Raw genomic sequence first — 19167 nt, 5'->3', positions numbered from 1 at the left:
TTAAAAAGAAAAGATAAGCATGAACATAAAGAAATTGTGGATGCCTGTATTCGCCTTACTATTAAGTAGTACAGTCATTTCCGCACAAGAACAAAGAATAAAAGAAGAAGGTAAAACTGAATTCAAACCTCATTGGTTTATGCAAGTGCAAGTAGGTGCTGCTCACACACTTGGCGAAGCTAAGTTTAGTGATCTTATATCTCCTGCAGCAGCGATAAACGTAGGTTATCAGTTTGCTCCTGCATGGCGGGCACGTGTTGGTGTCAGCGGATGGCAGGCAAAAGGAGGCTGGGTTTCTCCGCAACAGGATTACCAGTACAAATATTTGCAAGGTAACATTGACATCGTTTCTGATCTTAGCACATTGTTTTGTGGTTTTAATCCCAAACGTGTATTCAATGGTTATGTCTTTCTCGGAGGAGGATTAAATCGTGGCTTTGATAACGATGAGGCGAATGCACTGGATACACGAACCTATGAGATGGAATATCTTTGGCGGGACGGAAAGTTTCTCATTGCCGGGCGCATGGGTTTAGGATGTAATCTGCGTCTGAATGATCGCTTGTCCATCAACATCGAAGGTAATGCAAATGTCTTGTCCGACAAGTTCAACTCAAAGAAGGCAGGAAATGCTGACTGGCAGTTCAATGCTCTCATTGGTTTGAATATTAAATTCGGTAAAGGCTATACGGAAACTAAACCTGTATATTATGAGGCAGAACCTGTAGTAGTGGAACAACCGAAGCCTGTTCCCGTGGTAGAACAGCCACAGCCGAAGAAAGAAGTTGTAGTACAGCCAATGAAACAGGATATCTTCTTTGCTTTGAACTCAGCGAAGATACAAGACGATCAAAAGTCAAAAATAGATATGTTGGTAGAATATCTGCAAAACAATCCGGCTGCAAAGGTTAAAGTGACAGGCTATGCCGATGTAAATACAGGCAATCCTAAAATCACCAAGTCGTTGTCTGAAAAACGCGCAGGCAATGTTGCGGATGCTTTGAAGGCAAAAGGAATAACCACTGACAGAATTATGGTTGATTCCAAAGGAGACACTGTTCAGCCATATAAAGCACCGGAAGAAAATCGTGTGAGTATCTGTATCGCCGAATAAACAAAGTTATTAACAAGATATTATAAGAAGATATTCTAAAAAATATGTTGCTTCATCGGTACAAAAGAATTTCTAATGGTGTAGAAATATCATTGATGGAATAAGTACCGAATGCGACTACTTTGCGATTATGCGCTCCTGTGAAGAAGCTGATAGTCGTTTTTCCCCACTAAGGATTTCCCCACTATAGTCCTTAGTTTATTTTAGTGAAGAGAGGAAAGGTCTGCACTTGCGAAAGACCGGACTTTTCGCTAACTCTATTCAAAGGACGTTCCTAATTTCCCCTTTTTCCCTGGGAACGTCCTTTTTTTAATTAAATCAACCCTGCCTCAGAATACTTTTAATTAACATTTTTAAGTGCATTTTGCAGCTAATTCCCCTTGAAATAGGACTAAACTTGCTATAAGTTTCTTCTTCTTCCGCATGACTTTAAAATATAAAATGTACATTTGTAGCATAAACAAAAGAAAGAAGATGAAACGAAATTACGTAAAGTATACTTCGGGAGCTATTCTGACAGGACTAATCCTATTCACTTCCTGCCAATCTACCCGTGAAGTTCAGGCAAATTATGAAGTTGCCCAGATAGAAGGAACCCGGATTTGTATGGATTCAACCTGGGATGCTCATCCCGACGAAAAGGCTGCCGCCCTGCTTAAACCCTACAAAGAAAAAATAGATAAGATGATGTATGAGGTGATTGGCGTCAGCGAGATGACGATGGACAAAGGACGTCCTGAGAGCTTGCTTTCCAACCTGGTCGCCGAAGTGCTACGACTCTCTGCAGAGCGTGTACTGAAGCATCCTGCCGATATTGGAATCATGAATATGGGCGGTTTGCGCAACATACTTCCACAGGGTAATATCACAGTCGATGCTGTTTTCGAAATACTTCCTTTTGAAAATTCTCTCTGCGTACTGACGATGAAAGGTACGGAAATAAAAAGACTGATGGAAGTCATAGCTTCTTTGCACGGTGAAGGACTGAGCGGAGCACATCTGGAAATAACAAAAGACGGAAAACTTCTGAAAGCAACCGTACAGGAAAAAGAGATCGAAGATGACAAAGACTATACCGTAGCTACCATTGACTATCTGGCGGACGGAAACGACGGACTCACTCCCTTTATCAATGCGGATAAGCGTGAATGTCCGGATGGATTGACATTGCGCGGACTGTTCCTCGACTACGTAAGGCAACAGACAGCTGCAGGCAAGAAGATTACCTCTAAACTGGATGGACGTATCACCGTTGTTCCGGCATCCGACCGGAAATAAAAAAATGAAAAGAGAATAAATAACCAAGGTTTACAATGAAATCTCAGTATCCTATGACAACTCATAATCATATAACTTCCGTCTTGAATATATTCAAAGGAAGAACCGGAAAGTGGCTGATGCTTTTCCTCCTTTTACTACCTGCATTGGCAACAGCCCAAGAAACAAAAAAACTAATCATACTGCAAACCAGTGATGTACACAGCCGGATTGAACCTATGACTCAGGAAGGCGACCGGAACTACGGTCAGGGTGGATTTGTCCGTCGGGCAAGTTTCCTGCAGCAGTTCCGCAAAGAAAATTCGGATGTACTGCTGTTCGACTGTGGCGATATCTCGCAAGGCACTCCTTATTATAATATGTTTAAAGGTGAAGTAGAAGTCACCCTGATGAATGAAATGGGATACGATGCAATGACAATCGGTAACCACGAGTTCGATTTCGGTTTGGACAACATGGCTCGTCTATTTAAATTAGCCAAGTTTCCGGTAGTATGTGCCAACTATGATCTTGATGCCACAGTACTCAAAGATATCGTAAAGCCCTATGTCATTCTGGATCGTTTCGGCTTGAAGATCGGAGTTTTCGGGTTGGGAGCGAAGCCGGAAGGACTGATACAGGCTAATAAATGCGAAGGGGTAATCTATAAAGACCCGATCGCCGTATCCAATGACATTGCCGCACAACTGAAAGAAGAAGGATGCGATGTCATTGTATGCCTGTCACATTTGGGTATTCAGATGGATGAGAAGCTGGTAGCCAACACCCGTAATATCGATGTTATTTTGGGTGGGCATTCTCATACCTTTATGGAAAGCCCCAAGAATTATCTGAACATAGACGGGAAAAATGTCCCCGTTATGCACACCGGAAAGAATGGAATTTATGTTGGACGACTAGATTTGACTTTGAATAAAAAATGAGATTACTAACATATATACTGGCTATCCTGCTATTTCTCCCTGTCAAGGCCAGGGGAGAAGCAATAGATACTCCCGTAGAACCTTTACTACTTTATAAAGCTAAACAAGATGTCCGTTGTCGACAATGGGTAGACTCCATTATGAATAAGCTGACGCTTAAAGAGAAAGTCGGTCAGTTGTTTATATATACGATTGCTCCGGTAGATACCAAGCACAACCAGATACTGCTGAAGGATGCCGTCGATACCTATAAAGTCGGCGGACTGCTGTTTTCCGGTGGGAAGATGCAGACCCAGGCGGAACTGACTAATCGAGCCCAGCGCATGGCAAAGTTACCGTTAATGATCACTTTTGACGGAGAATGGGGGCTGGCAATGCGTCTGCGTGGTACTCCTGTCTTTCCCCGAAATATGGTGCTCGGATGTATTCAGGATAATAAATTAATCTATGAATACGGTCGCGAGATGGCACGCCAATGTGCACAGTTAGGTGTACAAGTCAACTTTGCTCCGGTGGCGGATGTGAATATCAACCCTAAGAATCCGGTCATCAATACCCGTTCCTTTGGTGAAGACCCCGTGCAGGTGGCGGATAAGGTAGTAGCTTATGCTTCCGGCCTGGAAAGCGGAGGCGTACTTTCCGTCTGCAAGCACTTCCCCGGACATGGTGATACGGATGTAGACTCGCACAAAACACTTCCGGTACTTCCCTTCACTCGCGAACGTCTGGACAGTGTAGAGCTCCATCCTTTTAGAGAAGCGATCCGTGCCGGATTGAGCGGTATGATGGTCGGACACCTGCAAGTGCCGGTTATTGAACCGATAGGCGGACTTCCTTCTTCTTTATCCCGTAATATCGTATACGATTTGCTGACAGAAGAATTTGCTTTCAAAGGACTGATCTTCACGGATGCACTTGCCATGAAAGGTGTTTCGGGGAATGGAAATGTCAGTCTGCAGGCACTGAAGGCAGGGAATGATATGGTACTGGCTCCCCGGAACCTGAAGGAGGAGATAGCCGCTGTACTCGATGCCATTGATAAGGGAGACTTGACACGCGAAGATATTGAAGAGAAATGCCGCAAGGTATTGACTTATAAATATGTACTCGGACTAAAAAAGAAACCGTTTGTTCAACTGTCTGGTTTGGGACAACGGATCAATACTCCTCAGACACGTGATTTAATCCGCCGGTTGAATTTGGCTGCGATTACTGTGCTGAATAATGAAAATCATGTTCTCCCTTTGCATACGAATCAAAAAGAAACGATGGCATTGCTCGAAGTCGGTGACGCGGGTGAAACCAATGCGTTGGCGGAACAGTTGTCGAAATACACTTCTTTGTCACGTTTCCGCCTTCGTCCCGGTATGACGGAAGAGGCGAATCAGCGGTTACGGGACTCATTGGCTGCCTATAAACGAATTATTGTCTCCGTAAGTGAACAGAAGCTGTCACCTTATCAGACCTTCTTCGGTAAATTTACTACTGAAACTCCGGTCATCTATGCTTTCTTTACGCAGGGTAAGATGATGTTGCAGATACAGCGTGCGGTTGCCCGTGCCTCGGCAGTGGTGCTGGGACACAGCCCTAATGAAGATGTGCAGCGGCAGGTGGCGGATGTGCTCTTTGCCAAAGCTACGGCGGACGGAAGATTATCGGCCAGCCTTGGAGAACTTTTTCAGGCAGGAGACGGCGTCACGATTACTCCGAAAACACCTTTGCATTTTATTCCGGAAGAACATGGGCTTTCTTCTGTCGCCCTGCAACGAATTGATTCGATCGCTTTGGACGGTATACGTCAGGGAGCTTATCCCGGTTGCCAGGTGATCGTGATGAAAGAGGGGCATGTGATGGTAGACAAGACATTCGGCACTCACACCGGAACGGGAAGCGCACGTGTGCAGCCGACCGATATCTATGACTTGGCTTCACTCTCCAAGACTACTGGTACGGTGCTTGCTTTAATGAAACTTTACGATAAGGGACGTTTTAATCTGACGGACAGAATTGCAGACTATCTGCCTTTCCTCCAGCGTACTAACAAGAAAGACATAACCATTCAGGAACTGCTTTACCATCAATCCGGCTTGCCGCCCGGAATTGCTTTTTATCGGGAAGCCATCGATGAAGATAGTTATGAAGGCAGACTGTTTATGTCCCGCAAAGATGCACGGCATCCGTTGCAGTTGGGAACTTCCACATGGGCGAATCCTAATTTTGCATTTAAAAAGGAATATGTTTCAAAGGTTAAAACCGGAGATTACACCTTGCAAATCTGTGATAGTCTGTGGCTGAATCCTTCTTTCTTCAAGGAAATGGAGAAGAAGATTGCAGACGCACCGATGAAACCTAAAACTTACCGATACAGCGATGTCGGTTTTATCCTGTTGCGTCTTTTGGTTGAGAAACTTGCGGGAATGCCGATGGATGCCTACTTGCAACGTGAATTTTATGAACCGATGGGACTGGAACGTACAGGATACCTTCCTTTGCGACGCTTCCCGAAATCGGAAGTCATACCTTCTTCTGTCGACCGCTTCTTGCGTAAGACTACCCTTCAGGGATTTGTGCATGATGAGGCTGCCGCTTTCCAGGGAGGCGTTTCGGGAAATGCCGGATTGTTCTCGAATGCACGTGAAGTGGCACAGGTTTATCAGATGTTGCTGAACGGTGGTGAGTTGAACGGACAGCGTTATTTAAGCAAGGAAACCTGCCAGTTGTTTACAACGGAAGTTTCCAAAATCAGCCGTCGCGGACTTGGATTTGACAAACCGGATACCCTTAATCCGGAAAAGAGCCCTTGCGGAAAGCATACACCGGCAAAAGTATACGGTCATACCGGGTTTACCGGAACGTGTGCCTGGGTAGACCCTGACAATGGCTTGGTTTATGTATTTCTGAGCAACCGGATTTATCCGGACGTAACCAACCGGAAGTTAAGCCGTCTGGAAATTCGCGAACAGATACAGGATGCGATCTATAAAGCGATTCAAAGCAAATAAAAAATGAAGAGCCCCTCTGCCGAAGTAGAGGGGCTCTTGCTTATTAATGTAAAATCAAGTAGTTGCTCGGGTTAGAATGAAACACCCACGCGGAAACCGAAGTTGTTCAGTCCGTCTACACTGTAATGCAGTACATCAGCTTTATTGGTACCATAGCTGTAGTACAGAGCAAAGTGCAGACCCGGTCCGTAAACCCAAGGGAATACATTGACACCTACTTCAGGAGAAGCGTAGAATCCCCAGCTGTTTTCTCTGGCTTCCAACATATTGAAGTTGGAACGGATCTTAGCATATTCAGCACCTAATTTTGCACTGACATAAGGTTGTACGGCTCCACCGCGATTCCATTGGTAGCGGGCGGCAGCACCGAAAGGCAACTGGAACATTGTGTGTTGCTGATCAGTTGTAACGTCACCTGCACCCATCTTGAATGTTTCGCGAGGAATATACTCGTGGTTGCTGTGATAGTTCAGGAAAAGACCCAGACCCAGGTTAGGAGTAACGAAATAACCACCTTCAAAGTTCATACCCCAACCGCTGGCTTTGTCTGCAAAATTGTTGCTCAATGGAACATTGAACTGCCAGTCTATATTAGCATATCCATTGTCTGATAGCTGTGCCTTAGCCGGCATGGCAAAGGCGATGGCAATGGCTGCTAGCGCCACTACCTTGAAATATATATTCTTTCTTGTTTTCATAACAGTTGTAGTTGTTTATTTGTTAGTAAGATAAGGTGACTGAGTGAATGACTGGTTCACTGCTTCAATAGCAAGAGTGCGGTTGATAGCTTTAGAGCCTGTTTCAAATCCAGTCAGATAGCTTGTCCAGATTACAGGAAGTTTTTTGCCTTCACCTTCATCTGCTTTCAGGTTCACCATTTCTGTAATGAATGAGTTGGTGCTATAGCTGTAGGTCACAGCGTATGGATAGTACCATCCACCCCAGTTACCCCAGTAGCTAGGTCCCCAATAGCCGGGATATCCCCACCACCATTCGGGTTGAGAATAGTTGGTGAAATAATAAGTACTTGCGATGTAGCTTACCTGAATACCAAGATCGGCACTTTCTTTATCGGCAGCCGGTTGATAACCTTTTGCTTCCATATTTTCTGTATAAGCAGCCAGAATTTGCTCAGCACCTTCTCCTTCGAGATATTCCGGTTCTTTGCTGTCAGAGATAACCAAGATTTTGTCAGCCAGATAGAATGTGCTGAAGTCTTTGAAGTTGGCTTGCTTGTCGTAGTTAGTGTATACCAGATAATTGTCATCCAGCTTACCCATGTCCGGGTCTTTTTCGCAAGAAGCGAGTGCAAAGACCGCCAATAAAATAGGAATTAATTTCTTCATATCTTTTATAATGTTTAGGTTATATAAAAATCACGCCCTGGTACCTTGGGGCTTTTGTTACAAACAACAAGAAATGTGTAAAAAGGTTCGTGCAAATGATTATCTTTGCGAGAAAATTAACACTCAAATGCTTATGAAACACATTCGGATACCTCTTTTCGTATGGTTCTCAATCGTGCTGCTGATCGCAGCTGCGCCCGTCTCATTGTCGGCGCAGGAATCGTTTATTCAGAAGATCGAAAAAAATAAGTCCGTCAGCGGAATAAAGTCGCTCGACACCAGCCGCTTCCCGGAAAAGTATGTAATGTACCTGACTCAGCCGCTGGATCATCGACATCCCGAAAAGGGAAGTTTCCGCCAGCGGGTGATTGTGGGGCACGTCGGTTATGACCGTCCCACAGTGATTGTTACTGAAGGATATGGGGCAGGGTATGCTTTGCGCCCCACTTATCGGGAAGAACTTTCTGAATTGTTCGATGCCAATATGATCTTTGTGGAGCACCGCTACTTTCTGGAATCCACTCCCGAACCGTGCGACTGGCAATACCTGACCGCAGAAAATTCTGCCGAGGATTTGCATGCCGTGACAACCGCTTTCAAGACTTTATATCCTGGCAAATGGATCAGTACGGGGATCAGCAAGGGTGGGCAGACCTCCTTATTATACCGTGTTTTCTTCCCCGACGATGTGGATGTTTCCGTGCCTTATGTTGCTCCTCTTTGTTATGCGCGTGAAGATGGCCGGCACGAACCTTTCCTCCGCCGGGTAGGTACGGAAGCCGATAGGAAAAAAATAGAAGATTTCCAGTTGGAAGTATTGAAGCGAAAGGCCCGTTTGTTGCCCCGTTTTGAAAAAATGTGTACTGAAAAGAACTATACATTCCGCGCTCCTCTGGAAGAAATATACGATTTCTGTGTGCTGGAATACTCTTTCTCTATCTGGCAATGGGGAACGGATATCCGTAGTATACCGGAAACCTCGGCTTCTGACGATACACTGCTGGATCATTTGCTGGCAATCAGCGGACCTTCTTATTTTATAGTAGACAGCCCGACTCTTTCTTTCTTCGTGCAGGCTGCCCGCGAATTGGGGTATTATGGATACGATATCGCTCCTTTTAAACCTTACCTTTCTATAAAGACCAGCAAGGATTATCTGAGAAGACTGATGTTGCCGGAAGATATGCGGAAGATGAAATTCGATAAGACACTGAGCAATAAGATTGTGCGGTTCTTGAAGAAGAACGATCCGAAGATGATTTTTATCTATGGTCAGAATGATCCCTGGACAGCTGCCGGAGTAACATGGCTGAAGAATAAAAAGAATATTCATGTCTTTGTAGAGCCGGGAGGCAGTCATCTTGCGCGCATCGGTACAATGTCCGAAGATCAGAAGCAGAAAGTGATGTCTCTTCTTAGAGGGTGGCTTGAAGAATGACGAAACGAGAAACGGTGAACAACCTGTAATATATGAACAGGCGGTTCACCGTTTTATTCTTCTGCAAGCCGATATTACATATATCGGGCTGCTTGATTTAGGAATCTACCGATTCGAATAGCGGTTTCAGTAATTCCGGTATTTCCACTTTTTCAAGTGCTAATTGTCGGACTAGTTTTTTACCGCTCTGACTGAGATGGAACTGCATCAGTCTCCGGTCCTCTTCTCCGAGTGTTCTGACAATCAGTTCTTTTTCTTCCAGAATCCGGAGCATCTTTGAAGCGTGCGAGGGTGTCAGCTCCGTTCGTTTGGACAGGCTCGTGGCCGTCATATTATTGGGCGAGGCTTCTTGCAGGGCACATAATATCATCGCTTCATTTAATGATACCTGATACACTTTTTCAAATGCATCTTCAAATCTTGCCATTGCTTTGAATACATCGCGCATTACACATATTGTCTTCATATGCTACTTGTTTTTTTGTTTGTTCTTTTTCTATATAAACAGGTTGATATTTGCATTATCCGCCCGTTCCATGTATGTTGCTACTCCGCCTATTGTCACTTCGTCCAGAAGTTCTTCCTGTTTCACTCCCATGACGTCCATGGACATTTGGCAGGCGATAAATTCCACACCGTTCTCCAGAGCTTGTTGGCGTAAGGACTCCAGAGAGTCGATTCCTTTCCGGTTCATGATGTACCGCATCATTTTTCCTCCTATTCCTCCCATGCTCATTTTAGAGAGTTTCAGCTTTCGGGAGCTGGAAGGGAGCATCATTCCGAACATTTTTCCAAAGATATCTTTTTCGACGTTTGGCTTGTGCAGCTTCTTGATAACGTTCAGTCCCCAGAAGGTGAAAAAGATCGTTACCTTTTGTCCGGTGGCAGCTGCGCCATTAGCGAGCACAAAGGTAGCTAAAGCTTTGTCTAAATCATCACTGAACATGATGAAAGTTTTTCCTTTGCCTTCACAGGAGGTAACAATATTGCAGGATTTAGGTTCGCCCTTTTCGATCACTACTACAGATTTTCCTCCTGCCGCCTCTTTGGAAATCAACTGATTTCCTGTCGAGTTGCACCATGCGGCAGCATCACGCGGGAATCCCGGATCGGTTGAGGTAATTTCTACCCGGTCGCCGGAAACCAGCGAATCCATTGTCTTTTTCATTTTCAGAATCGGACCCGGACATTGCAGTCCACAAGCGTCTACACGGATTGTCTTCACTGCTTCAACTGGTGAAACTGTCTTTTGAGGTTGCGCATCTGCCGATTGTTGTATGCTTGCGTTCGGTTGTACTGGTACTTCATTCGCTTCGTTCTCACTTTCTTCCCTCAGAATGATGGGTGCTGCGGCAGCGTGGTATGTTTTCAATCCTCCGGAAAGGTTGCGTACCTTTTCAAATCCATGCTGTACCAGAATGCGATAAGCAAGGTATCCTCTGAGGCCGACGGCACAGAATGTATAGATCATCTTGTCTTTCGGCAGTTCATCCAGCCGGTCACGCAGTTCGTCCAGCGGAATGTTCACTGCACCCGGCAGTGTATTGAGCGAGAATTCGTCAGGAGTACGTACATCCAGCAGGAAATTGTTTTCCATCTCGATATCCCTCAACTGTCTCCAATAGACGGGTTGTACTTTCCCAGTTATGATGTTTTCGGCTACGTATCCTGCAACGGCTACCGGATCTTTGGCAGAAGAGAACGGAGGGGCGTAAGCCTGCTCCACTTTCATCAGATCATAGATCGTACCTTCATGCTTGATGACAAGCGCGATTTCGTCAATTCGTTTGTCTACACCGTCATAGCCGACGATCTGTCCGCCGTACAGTTTACCTGTCTTCGGGTCGAAAGTGATTTTAATACTCATCGGCATGGCATCCGGGTAATATCCTGCGTGAGAGGACGGATGGATGGTCGAAGACATATAATTGATTTCTGCCTGCCGCAATCGTTTGCCGGGTAATCCGGTAGAAGCAACAGTCATGTCGAATACTTTTGCAATGGAAGTTCCGATGGCTCCTTCATAAGGGATGTGTGCTCCCTGAATGTTGTCTGCGACAATTCGTCCCTGACGATTGGCGGGACCAGCAAGGTAATTGAGCCACGGTTTTCCGGTGATCGGGTGGCGGAATTCGATAGCGTCACCGATGGCGTAAATCGATTCGTCCGACGTTTGCAGGTAGTCGTTGACGGCGATTCCTCCGGCTTCGCCGATCTTCAGCTCTGCGGCACGTGCCAGTGTCGTTTCCGGACGTACGCCGATGGAAAGTATAACGATGTCGGCAGAGATGGACTGTCCGTTCTTGAAGATGACTTTCAATCCTTTTCCGTCTCTTTCGAAAGAGGCTACTGCCTGCTCCAGATACAGGTTCACTCCTTTGTCCATCAAATGCTGGTGTACAAGGGATGCCATGGAGAAGTCGATGGGAGCCATCACTTGATTGCCCATTTCCACAATAGAAACTTTAGCTCCTTGTGCGTGCAGGTTCTCTGCCATTTCCAGCCCGATAAATCCGGCTCCGATGACAACAGCCTTTCGGGGAGCATGACTGTTGATATATTCTTTGATTCGGTCTGTGTCGGCTACATTCCTGAGTGTGAAGATTCCGTTCAGGTCGATTCCCGGCAGGGGAGGACGTACAGGGGAGGCTCCGGTCGATATCAGTAATTTGTCGTAGCTTTCCTCGTAAGTGTCTCCGCTACTTTGTCTTACCGTTACTGTTTTTCTCTTCCGGTCGATGAAGATTACTTCATTTTCAGTTCGTACGTCTACACGAAAGCGCGTAGAAAATGCTTCGGGCGTCTGTACAAACAGTTTTTCCCGTTCTTTGATCACGCCTCCGATGTAATACGGCAGTCCGCAATTGGCATAAGAGATATACTTTCCTTTTTCTAAAAGGATGATTTCAGCTGCTTCGTTTGTGCGTCTGATCCGGGCAGCAGTGGTAGCTCCTCCGGCAACGCCTCCAATAATAATGATCTTCATAAGTTTGTTGCGTAAATAGTTTCCTATGGAAATAACAATAAAGTAGGGAGAATTGTTCTCGGATCATAGAAAAAAGACTTATATTTGCGCACCCTGTTTGTCTTTCTTCATTTTTTATAAATTAATTATGAGTAAAATTCTTATCATTGACGATGAGGTTCAGATTCGTAGCCTGTTGGCTCGTATGCTCGGACTGGAGGGTTATGAGGTGTGTCAGGCAGGTGATTGCAAGGCAGCTATCAGGCAGTTGGAAATTCAACAGCCGGATGTGGCTTTGTGTGATGTCTTTCTTCCCGATGGAAACGGGGTCGATCTGGTGTTGAACATTAAAAAGACAGCTCCGAATGTGGAAGTCATTCTTCTTACCGCTCACGGTAATATACCCGACGGAGTGCAGGCAATCAAGAACGGTGCATTTGATTATATAACCAAAGGGGACGATAATAATAAGATTATCCCTCTGATCAGTCGTGCCGTTGAGAAGGCTAAGATGAATGTCCGGTTAGAGAAACTGGAAAAGAAAGTCAGTCAGCTATATTCTTTTGATTCCATTCTGGGAGAATCGAAAGTGCTGAAAGAAGCTGTTATGCTGGCACAGAAGGTTTCGGTGACTGATGTTCCGGTGTTGTTGACCGGAGAAACGGGGACCGGAAAAGAAGTATTTGCACAAGCCATACATTATAATAGTAAGCGGAGCAAACAGAGCTTTGTTGCCGTGAACTGTTCGTCTTTCAGTAAGGAACTGCTGGAGAGTGAAATGTTCGGGCATAAAGCCGGGTCCTTCACCGGAGCTTTGAAGGACAAGAAAGGACTCTTCGAAGAAGCCAACAACGGTACGATCTTTTTGGATGAAATCGGAGAAATGGCTTTTGAACTACAGGCCAAATTGCTGCGTATTCTCGAAACAGGCGAATATATAAAGATAGGAGATACGAAACCGACGCACGTGAATGTTCGTATTATTGCTGCTACCAACCGTAATCTGACAGAGGAAATCAAAGCGGGACGTTTCCGTGAAGACCTGTTTTATCGTCTTTCGGTATTTCAGGTACATCTGCCGGCACTTCGCGAACGTACCGGTGATATCAGAATTCTTGCCACTGCCTTTGCAAAGAGCTTTTCCGAGAAACTTTCGTATACGGTCAATGAGATGACTCCTGCTTTTCTTCATGCGTTGGAACAGCAACCCTGGAAAGGAAATATCCGTGAATTGCGGAATGTGATAGAACGGAGTCTGATTGTCTGCGAAGGCGGGCATCTGGATGTGTGCGATCTTCCGTTGGAGATTCAGAATACTCATTATGAATGTTCGGATGATAATATCGGTAGTTTTGAACTGGCTGCTATGGAACGAAGGCATATTGCCCGCGTCCTGGAATATACGAAAGGCAACAAGACGGAAACTGCCCGCTTGCTGAAGATCGGTCTTACCACTTTGTACAGGAAGATAGAGGAATACAAAATATAATAATATGACTATCTGATTTCTTTTTTAGGGGTATATGAGCGATTAATCGTTCATATACTGATCTGTAATGTGAAAAAGAAATAGAAGATATGAATATTTGGAAGACTACACTGTTACTTGTTTTATTATTTACTGGTATCACCGTTCATGCACAAAAAGTAAAAATTTCATTGAATAGTGATGGAAATCTGACGATATGGAAAGTGAAAGCTCAGGCAGAAGTTGAGCATCCTTCTGATATGATGACTACCCGATATGACACGAGGGATTGGGTCAAAGCAACTGTGCCGGGAACGGTGTTTGGTTCGTATGTATTAGAAGGACTGGAGCCTGATCCGAATTTTGCTGATAATGCGTATAAAGTCGATAAAGCAAAATATGACCGTAACTTCTGGTATCGTACAGAGTTTAATTCGCCGGAGGTGGAAAACGGAGAAAGGGTATGGCTAAATTTTGAAGGGGTTAACCGTAAAGGAGAAATATTCTTTAATGGGACGCGTCTCGGGTTGCTTGATGGATTTATGCATCGGGGGAATTTCGATATAACTGATTTGCTGTCAAAAAACGGTAAGAATGTGCTTGCCGTCCTTGTGCATTGGGTAGGCACTCCGGTTCCCAATTATGCAAGTCCTACTTATATGTCATGTGCCGGCTGGGATTGGATGCCTTATGTTCCCGGTCTTTTGACTGGTATTACTGACGACGTCTATTTGACAAAAACCGGCGAAGTGTCTATCGTCGATCCTTGGATACGTTCGAAAGTTCCTTCTAAAAACAAAGCGGTTTTAAGCTTGCAGTTGGAACTACGGAATCATACAGATATAGAGCAGAAAGGAGTGTTGAAAGGTATCATTCAGCCGGGCAACATTGAATTTACCGAAGATTTGGTAATTGAGGCAGGCAAACAGCGGACTTTTCTTCTGGATGATAGCAAGTTCAGTCAATTTATAATTCAGAATCCTGCTTTGTGGTGGCCTAATGGTTACGGACAGCCAAATCTTTATACCTGCGAACTGACTTATATGGTGAATGGTAAGGCTTCTGATAAACAGAATATTACATTTGGTATTCGTGAATACGGTTCCGAGCTGGTTGACGGTGTGCTTCATCTTAAAATAAATGGTGAACCTGTTTATGTAAAAGGAGGAAACTGGGGAATGAGCGAATATATGTTGCGTTGTCGGGGTGAAGAATATGATCTTAAATTGAAACTTCACAATGAGATGCATTTTAATATGATACGCAATTGGATCGGTTCGGTTACGGATGATGAGTTTTATGAAGCTTGCGATAAATACGGCATTATGGTGTGGGACGACTTCTGGTTAAATTCAAATTCGAATCTTCCGGATGATGTTTTTGCTTTCAATATGAATGCAGTGGAAAAGATCAAGCGTTTGCGTAATCATGCTTGTATTGCAGTGTGGTGTGGTGATAATGAGGGGTATCCGTTACCGCCTCTTAATAAGTGGCTGGAGGAAGACGTTAGAACATACGATGGGGGTGATCGGGCCTATCATGCCAATTCCCATAGTGACGGCCTTTCCGGGAGTGGACCTTGGACTAACTCTCATCCTAACTGGTATTTTACCAAAGCCCCTTATGGATATGGTGCCAATATAACCAAAGGATGGGGATTCCGTACAGAAATAGGTACAGCTGTCTTTACTACTTTCGATAGCTTTAAGAAATTTATGCCCGAAAAAGATTGGTGGCCACGTAATGAAATGTGGGACAAGCATTTCTTTGGCAATTCGGCGGGGAACGCCAGTCCCGACAAATATTTCTCTACCGTAGAGTTCAATTATGGTAAAGCGAAAGGTATTGAAGATTTTTGCCGGAAAGCTCAATTAGTGAATGTTGAGGTGAATAAAGCGATGTACGAAGGCTTTCAACATCATATTTGGGAAGATGCTTCCGGCATATTGACTTGGATGGGGCAGTCGGCTTATCCTTCATTGGTATGGCAAACCTATGATTATTATTATGACTTGACGGGGGCTTACTGGGGAATCAGAAAGGCGTGTGAACCGGTTCATATTCAGTGGAGTTATGCTGATAATAGTGTAAAAGTGATCAATACCACTTTGAAAGAGCAGAAAGGACTTACGGCTACAGGTAAAGTCTATAATCTGGATGGGAAAGAAATGGGGCGTTACAGCCAGTCTGTAGTTTTGGATGCCGCCGCTAATAAGGATTCCTATTGTTTCCATCTGAATTTTACAACAGACAACCTTGCTTTCGGTAAGAAAGCGGTTGCTTCCTCCATTTCGGCAGATGCCGGAGAGCCAAGTGCCGCGATTGATGCCAGTGATGGCAGTCGTTGGGCGAGTGAACCCCGTGATGAAGAATGGATTTATGTTGATCTGGGTGAACCTACTGAAATAGCCTCTGTCATATTGAACTGGGAGGCTGCTCATGCAAAAGCTTATAAACTGTTGATTTCGGATGATGCAATAAACTGGAAAGAAATTTATATCAATGAGGACTCTAAAGGCGGTGTCGAAGAGATTAAGATAAAACCTGTTCGTACTCGTTATGTGAAAATGCAAGGGTTGAAACAGGCTACTATGTGGGGATATTCACTTTATGAATTTGAATTATATGGTAGAAAAAAGAAGCCAACGGATTTGACTCCTGTGCATTTCATCAAGTTGGAACTGAACGATGAAAACGGGCAACTGCTTTCTGATAACTTTTATTGGCGTTCCAATAAACCGGGAGACTATAAAGCATTGAATAATTTGCCGAAAGCCAAATTGCGTACAACATCGAGCTTAGTAGATAGTAATGGTAAGAAAGTGATTAAAGCAAAGATTGAAAATGTAGGATCATCAGTCGCTTTTGCTATTCACGTACAGGCTATTCGCTCTTCTGATGGTGAGCGTATATTACCTGCTCTGATGAACGATAATTATTTCACATTGTTGAAAGGAGAGTCTAAAGATATTGAAATAGAATTTGATTCGGATTTGTTGCCTGATGGTAATTATAGTTTAAGTGTGGTTCCTTATAATAAATAATATCGGGCGGACATTTCTTTAAATGAGGTAAACACGGTTGTAGCAACATCGGTTTTATGACTTGGTTTTACCAGTCTTTGTGTTTGTCTATGATTTTTTAAATGTAGTCGTGATTCATCATAAACTTTAAGAAAAGTTTACTGATGAATCCGCTACATTAAAATGCTTCATAGAATTGTGCGGATGCCGACAGCATCAGGAGTAAACTATGATAATGCCGCAATGCCTGTCCCTATCAGGTTTGCGTTATTCATACTTTTTATATCCACTTCAATATCTTCCAGGCCGAATAAATGAAGTAGTTCTCTCAGTTTTTCCATAACGAGAATGTTATAGTTTTTATCCTTCCTGTTTTCACTCCAGAAAAGACTGCCTTCGGCTACCAGGCAAACTTTTCGTATATCTTTATTATAGGATTTCAGTAACATGATAAGCCCCGTAAGTGAGGCGGCAACCAATTGTGCGGATCTGCCATAAATCCATTGTGCTACCTGTACATATACATCCTTGTAGATGTCTGGGTAATTCATAATGGAAGTCAGTTTCTGTGCGTCGAATTTCTCTTCAAACTCTTCCAGCGGAAAGGCTGTTTTCAGTATGTCTCCCAGATACATACCGGATACCGCTTTCTCAAAACGTTGCTTTCCCGGATTACCGGAAATAGCGTCAACGGTATCATCTACCGCGGTCAGAAAGGGCGGATGGAAATTGCCTGATTCCAGATTGACAGGAATCAATCCATGTGCATTGCATGACTGATCCAGTTTTTCAATTTTATCGGCAGGGATAAAAGTTGCCATATTGGTTCCTGTCCCTACGATGAGACCGATATATGCATCATAACTATTGTCTGTGAGACCTGCGAATAAACTGGCTATAGTATCGTTTACTACCTTGATGCCTGTAAACTTAATTTTGTTTCTTTCATTCAGATAGTCGAGTAAAGGTTTTCCGATAAATTCTCCAACCATTTCTTTAATATCTACTCCTTTTGTCCAGCGTAACAGTTTGGCGTCTCCACCCGGTACGGACTCGGCCGGATAAGAAAAACAATAACCGATAGGCATTTCTTCCTCACGTTTGATTCCTATAATCATATCGGCCAATTCTTTGAATAACTCTTCGCGGGTATATCCGACGGACTTCATAATTGACATATCTTTTTTCCAGCCATTGTTCGGGTGAACGGCTGGCGTTTCCCTGTCGAAATCTACGATTGCCACCCGATAATTGGTTCCTCCCAGGTCAAGTACCAGTGACTTTCCTTTAATATGGGTTGTTTTTGGAGCAATGAAAGTAGGAATGCATTGTATCTCTGCATTTTCCGTTTTTAACCCTTCTTCTGTTTTATCCCGAAATGAGCATACAATTGCTTTGAGCTGTTCATTATCTAACTTAAAAATGTTTTTTTCCATGACATTGACTTTTTAGAGTATAAAATATCCTTGTCTTTGAATAACAACTGAAGGTGGATTTTGCTCGGGAATGCCCAATCTTTATTTGCCTGTATCTGATAATTATGTATTTGTTTTTTCAATTAATAAAAACTATATTTGTTTGAAAAATAATTTGATACATGAAAGAGCGGTCTCCAGTTAAAAAGAATATACTAAAATTGATTCCTTTTATAGAGATTATTGCAGGAATCATTTTTCTCTGTTTGGAGATTCATGACTATCGTACTTTGTATTCTATGGCCGAAGCTGATGCACTGTATGGGGGACTTGCTGATTTTTGTAAGTACAAAGAGAATGTATTTTGTCCGGCATTTTTCTGGATAATTGTTATACTGACAGGAATCAGTTATTGGAAAAATAAAAAGATATATTGGATTTTAACGCAGGCATTGGTGTTTATGGTCTTTTTTAGAGCTATGTTTCCGTTTTATGCCATTTTTATAGAGTTAAATCCAGTAGTCTTTTATATTCTTCCACTTTTGTACTCTACAGTATTCTTTGTGGTAGAAAGAAAGTTGTTCAAAATCAATCAAATAGATTCTGTTGATATTACAGTTAAAACAAAAATCACGGGGATCGGAATAGGTATCTTATGTACTATCATTTATTTCCTGCTCTTTTTGACCGTTTTTTGCTTAATATGATAGCCGTCTATATTTATTTTTCCACAGTGATTTGATAGCCGTTTTGCTCTCATGCTCTAACAGTTCGTCTGTATCCCTTTATTCATCGATGTTTTAGCAGTTAGAGATCCAATGGCAGCAGAGTGAGAGCAAGTGTTTGCTCTCACTCTGCTGAATCGTATTACGTATCTTTTATTAAATGTTATATCTTGATATACAGTATATTATCTTCCGATGTGTCAGCGCTTAATAATTGCTAAATCAGTCATTAATAACTGATCCCCCGTGTGTATTATTGGCTGATAAATTCTTTCTTTCTCTCTTTCTTTCTGAAATAACAGGTCAATTGCCCCCGCTTCTACTGTCGATCTAATCGGACCATACGGTTGTCTTACCCTGGATTTGGTTGACTACTATAAGTATCAACTAAAATGAATAAAAGATGAAAAAGAGTGACATGACCTTTAGTCCTTATCAGCTTGAACTTCTTGGCGATTTCTATCGTTCGA

Annotated in this window: 12 protein-coding genes and 2 pseudogenes; 8 read left to right on the top strand and 6 right to left on the bottom strand. The window is 43.5% G+C overall.

Annotation, left to right across the window (positions count from 1 at the left end; all coding sequences use genetic code 11):
- Positions 1 to 19: 19 nt before the first annotated feature.
- The 4 genes from NBH01_RS21040 to NBH01_RS21025 all read left to right on the top strand — a co-directional run bounded on the left by NBH01_RS21040 (position 20) and on the right by NBH01_RS21025 (position 6317).
- On the top strand, positions 20 to 1114 hold the full coding sequence (locus tag NBH01_RS21040; protein ID WP_250700281.1) for an OmpA family protein: 1095 nt from the start codon (positions 20 to 22) through the stop codon (positions 1112 to 1114).
- Between the two features lie 474 nt (positions 1115 to 1588).
- On the top strand, positions 1589 to 2392 hold the full coding sequence (locus NBH01_RS21035) for a 5'-nucleotidase C-terminal domain-containing protein (RefSeq protein ID WP_008763633.1): 804 nt from the start codon (positions 1589 to 1591) through the stop codon (positions 2390 to 2392).
- 119 nt (positions 2393 to 2511) lie between these two features.
- Positions 2512 to 3315 carry a bifunctional metallophosphatase/5'-nucleotidase gene (locus NBH01_RS21030; RefSeq protein WP_225680629.1) on the top strand — a complete coding sequence of 268 codons (804 nt, stop codon included), beginning with the start codon at positions 2512 to 2514 and terminating at the stop codon, positions 3313 to 3315.
- Complete coding sequence (locus NBH01_RS21025) at positions 3312 to 6317, top strand: serine hydrolase domain-containing protein (protein WP_250700280.1); 3006 nt, start codon at positions 3312 to 3314, stop codon at positions 6315 to 6317. Before NBH01_RS21030 ends, NBH01_RS21025 begins: the two co-directional genes overlap by 4 nt.
- A 71-nt stretch (positions 6318 to 6388) precedes the next feature.
- Here the strand turns inward: NBH01_RS21025 and NBH01_RS21020 are convergent, their stop codons facing one another.
- Both NBH01_RS21020 and NBH01_RS21015 read right to left on the bottom strand, forming a co-directional pair.
- Complete coding sequence (locus NBH01_RS21020; RefSeq protein ID WP_055221726.1) at positions 6389 to 7015, bottom strand: porin family protein; 627 nt, start codon at positions 7013 to 7015, stop codon at positions 6389 to 6391.
- 15 nt (positions 7016 to 7030) lie between these two features.
- On the bottom strand, positions 7031 to 7663 hold the full coding sequence (locus NBH01_RS21015; RefSeq protein ID WP_225680619.1) for a DUF4136 domain-containing protein: 633 nt from the start codon (positions 7661 to 7663) through the stop codon (positions 7031 to 7033).
- 133 nt (positions 7664 to 7796) lie between these two features.
- Here NBH01_RS21015 and NBH01_RS21010 point away from each other — a divergent pair, with 133 nt between their 5' ends.
- Complete coding sequence (locus NBH01_RS21010) at positions 7797 to 9101, top strand: S28 family serine protease (RefSeq protein ID WP_055221863.1); 1305 nt, start codon at positions 7797 to 7799, stop codon at positions 9099 to 9101.
- A gap of 97 nt (positions 9102 to 9198) precedes the next feature.
- Here the strand turns inward: NBH01_RS21010 and NBH01_RS21005 are convergent, their stop codons facing one another.
- The 3 genes and pseudogenes from NBH01_RS21005 to NBH01_RS21000 all read right to left on the bottom strand — a co-directional run.
- On the bottom strand, positions 9199 to 9567 hold the full coding sequence (locus tag NBH01_RS21005; protein WP_008765135.1) for a MarR family transcriptional regulator: 369 nt from the start codon (positions 9565 to 9567) through the stop codon (positions 9199 to 9201).
- Positions 9568 to 9597: 30 nt separating this feature from the next.
- Positions 9598 to 10323, bottom strand: a pseudogene (locus tag NBH01_RS26830) (DsrE/DsrF/DrsH-like family protein); the annotation flags it as partial.
- 101 nt (positions 10324 to 10424) lie between these two features.
- Positions 10425 to 12087: pseudogene (locus tag NBH01_RS21000) on the bottom strand (FAD-dependent oxidoreductase); the annotation flags it as partial.
- A gap of 127 nt (positions 12088 to 12214) precedes the next feature.
- Here NBH01_RS21000 and NBH01_RS20995 point away from each other — a divergent pair.
- Both NBH01_RS20995 and NBH01_RS20990 read left to right on the top strand, forming a co-directional pair.
- Entirely contained in the window at positions 12215 to 13555 is a 1341-nt protein-coding gene (locus NBH01_RS20995; RefSeq protein WP_008763641.1) for a sigma-54-dependent transcriptional regulator, read from the top strand.
- A gap of 89 nt (positions 13556 to 13644) precedes the next feature.
- Positions 13645 to 16578 (top strand): discoidin domain-containing protein, encoded by a 2934-nt coding sequence (locus NBH01_RS20990; RefSeq protein ID WP_250700278.1) that lies wholly within the window; start codon positions 13645 to 13647, stop codon positions 16576 to 16578.
- A 206-nt stretch (positions 16579 to 16784) separates the two neighbouring features.
- Here the strand turns inward: NBH01_RS20990 and NBH01_RS20985 are convergent, their stop codons facing one another.
- The gene (locus NBH01_RS20985; protein ID WP_143919892.1) at positions 16785 to 17993 is read right to left on the bottom strand and encodes a hexokinase family protein; all 1209 of its coding nucleotides are present in this window, start codon (positions 17991 to 17993) and stop codon (positions 16785 to 16787) included.
- A gap of 161 nt (positions 17994 to 18154) precedes the next feature.
- Between NBH01_RS20985 and NBH01_RS20980 the strand changes: the two genes are divergently transcribed.
- Positions 18155 to 18679 carry a hypothetical protein gene (locus tag NBH01_RS20980; protein WP_250700277.1) on the top strand — a complete coding sequence of 175 codons (525 nt, stop codon included), beginning with the start codon at positions 18155 to 18157 and terminating at the stop codon, positions 18677 to 18679.
- The last annotated feature ends 488 nt before the right edge of the window (positions 18680 to 19167 follow it).

Origin of the sequence: Bacteroides sp. B1-V-101 (assembly GCF_023656585.1) — a bacterium.
Lineage (GTDB): Bacteria > Bacteroidota > Bacteroidia > Bacteroidales > Bacteroidaceae > Bacteroides > Bacteroides thetaiotaomicron.
This window is presented reverse-complemented; position numbering and strand designations above follow the sequence as displayed.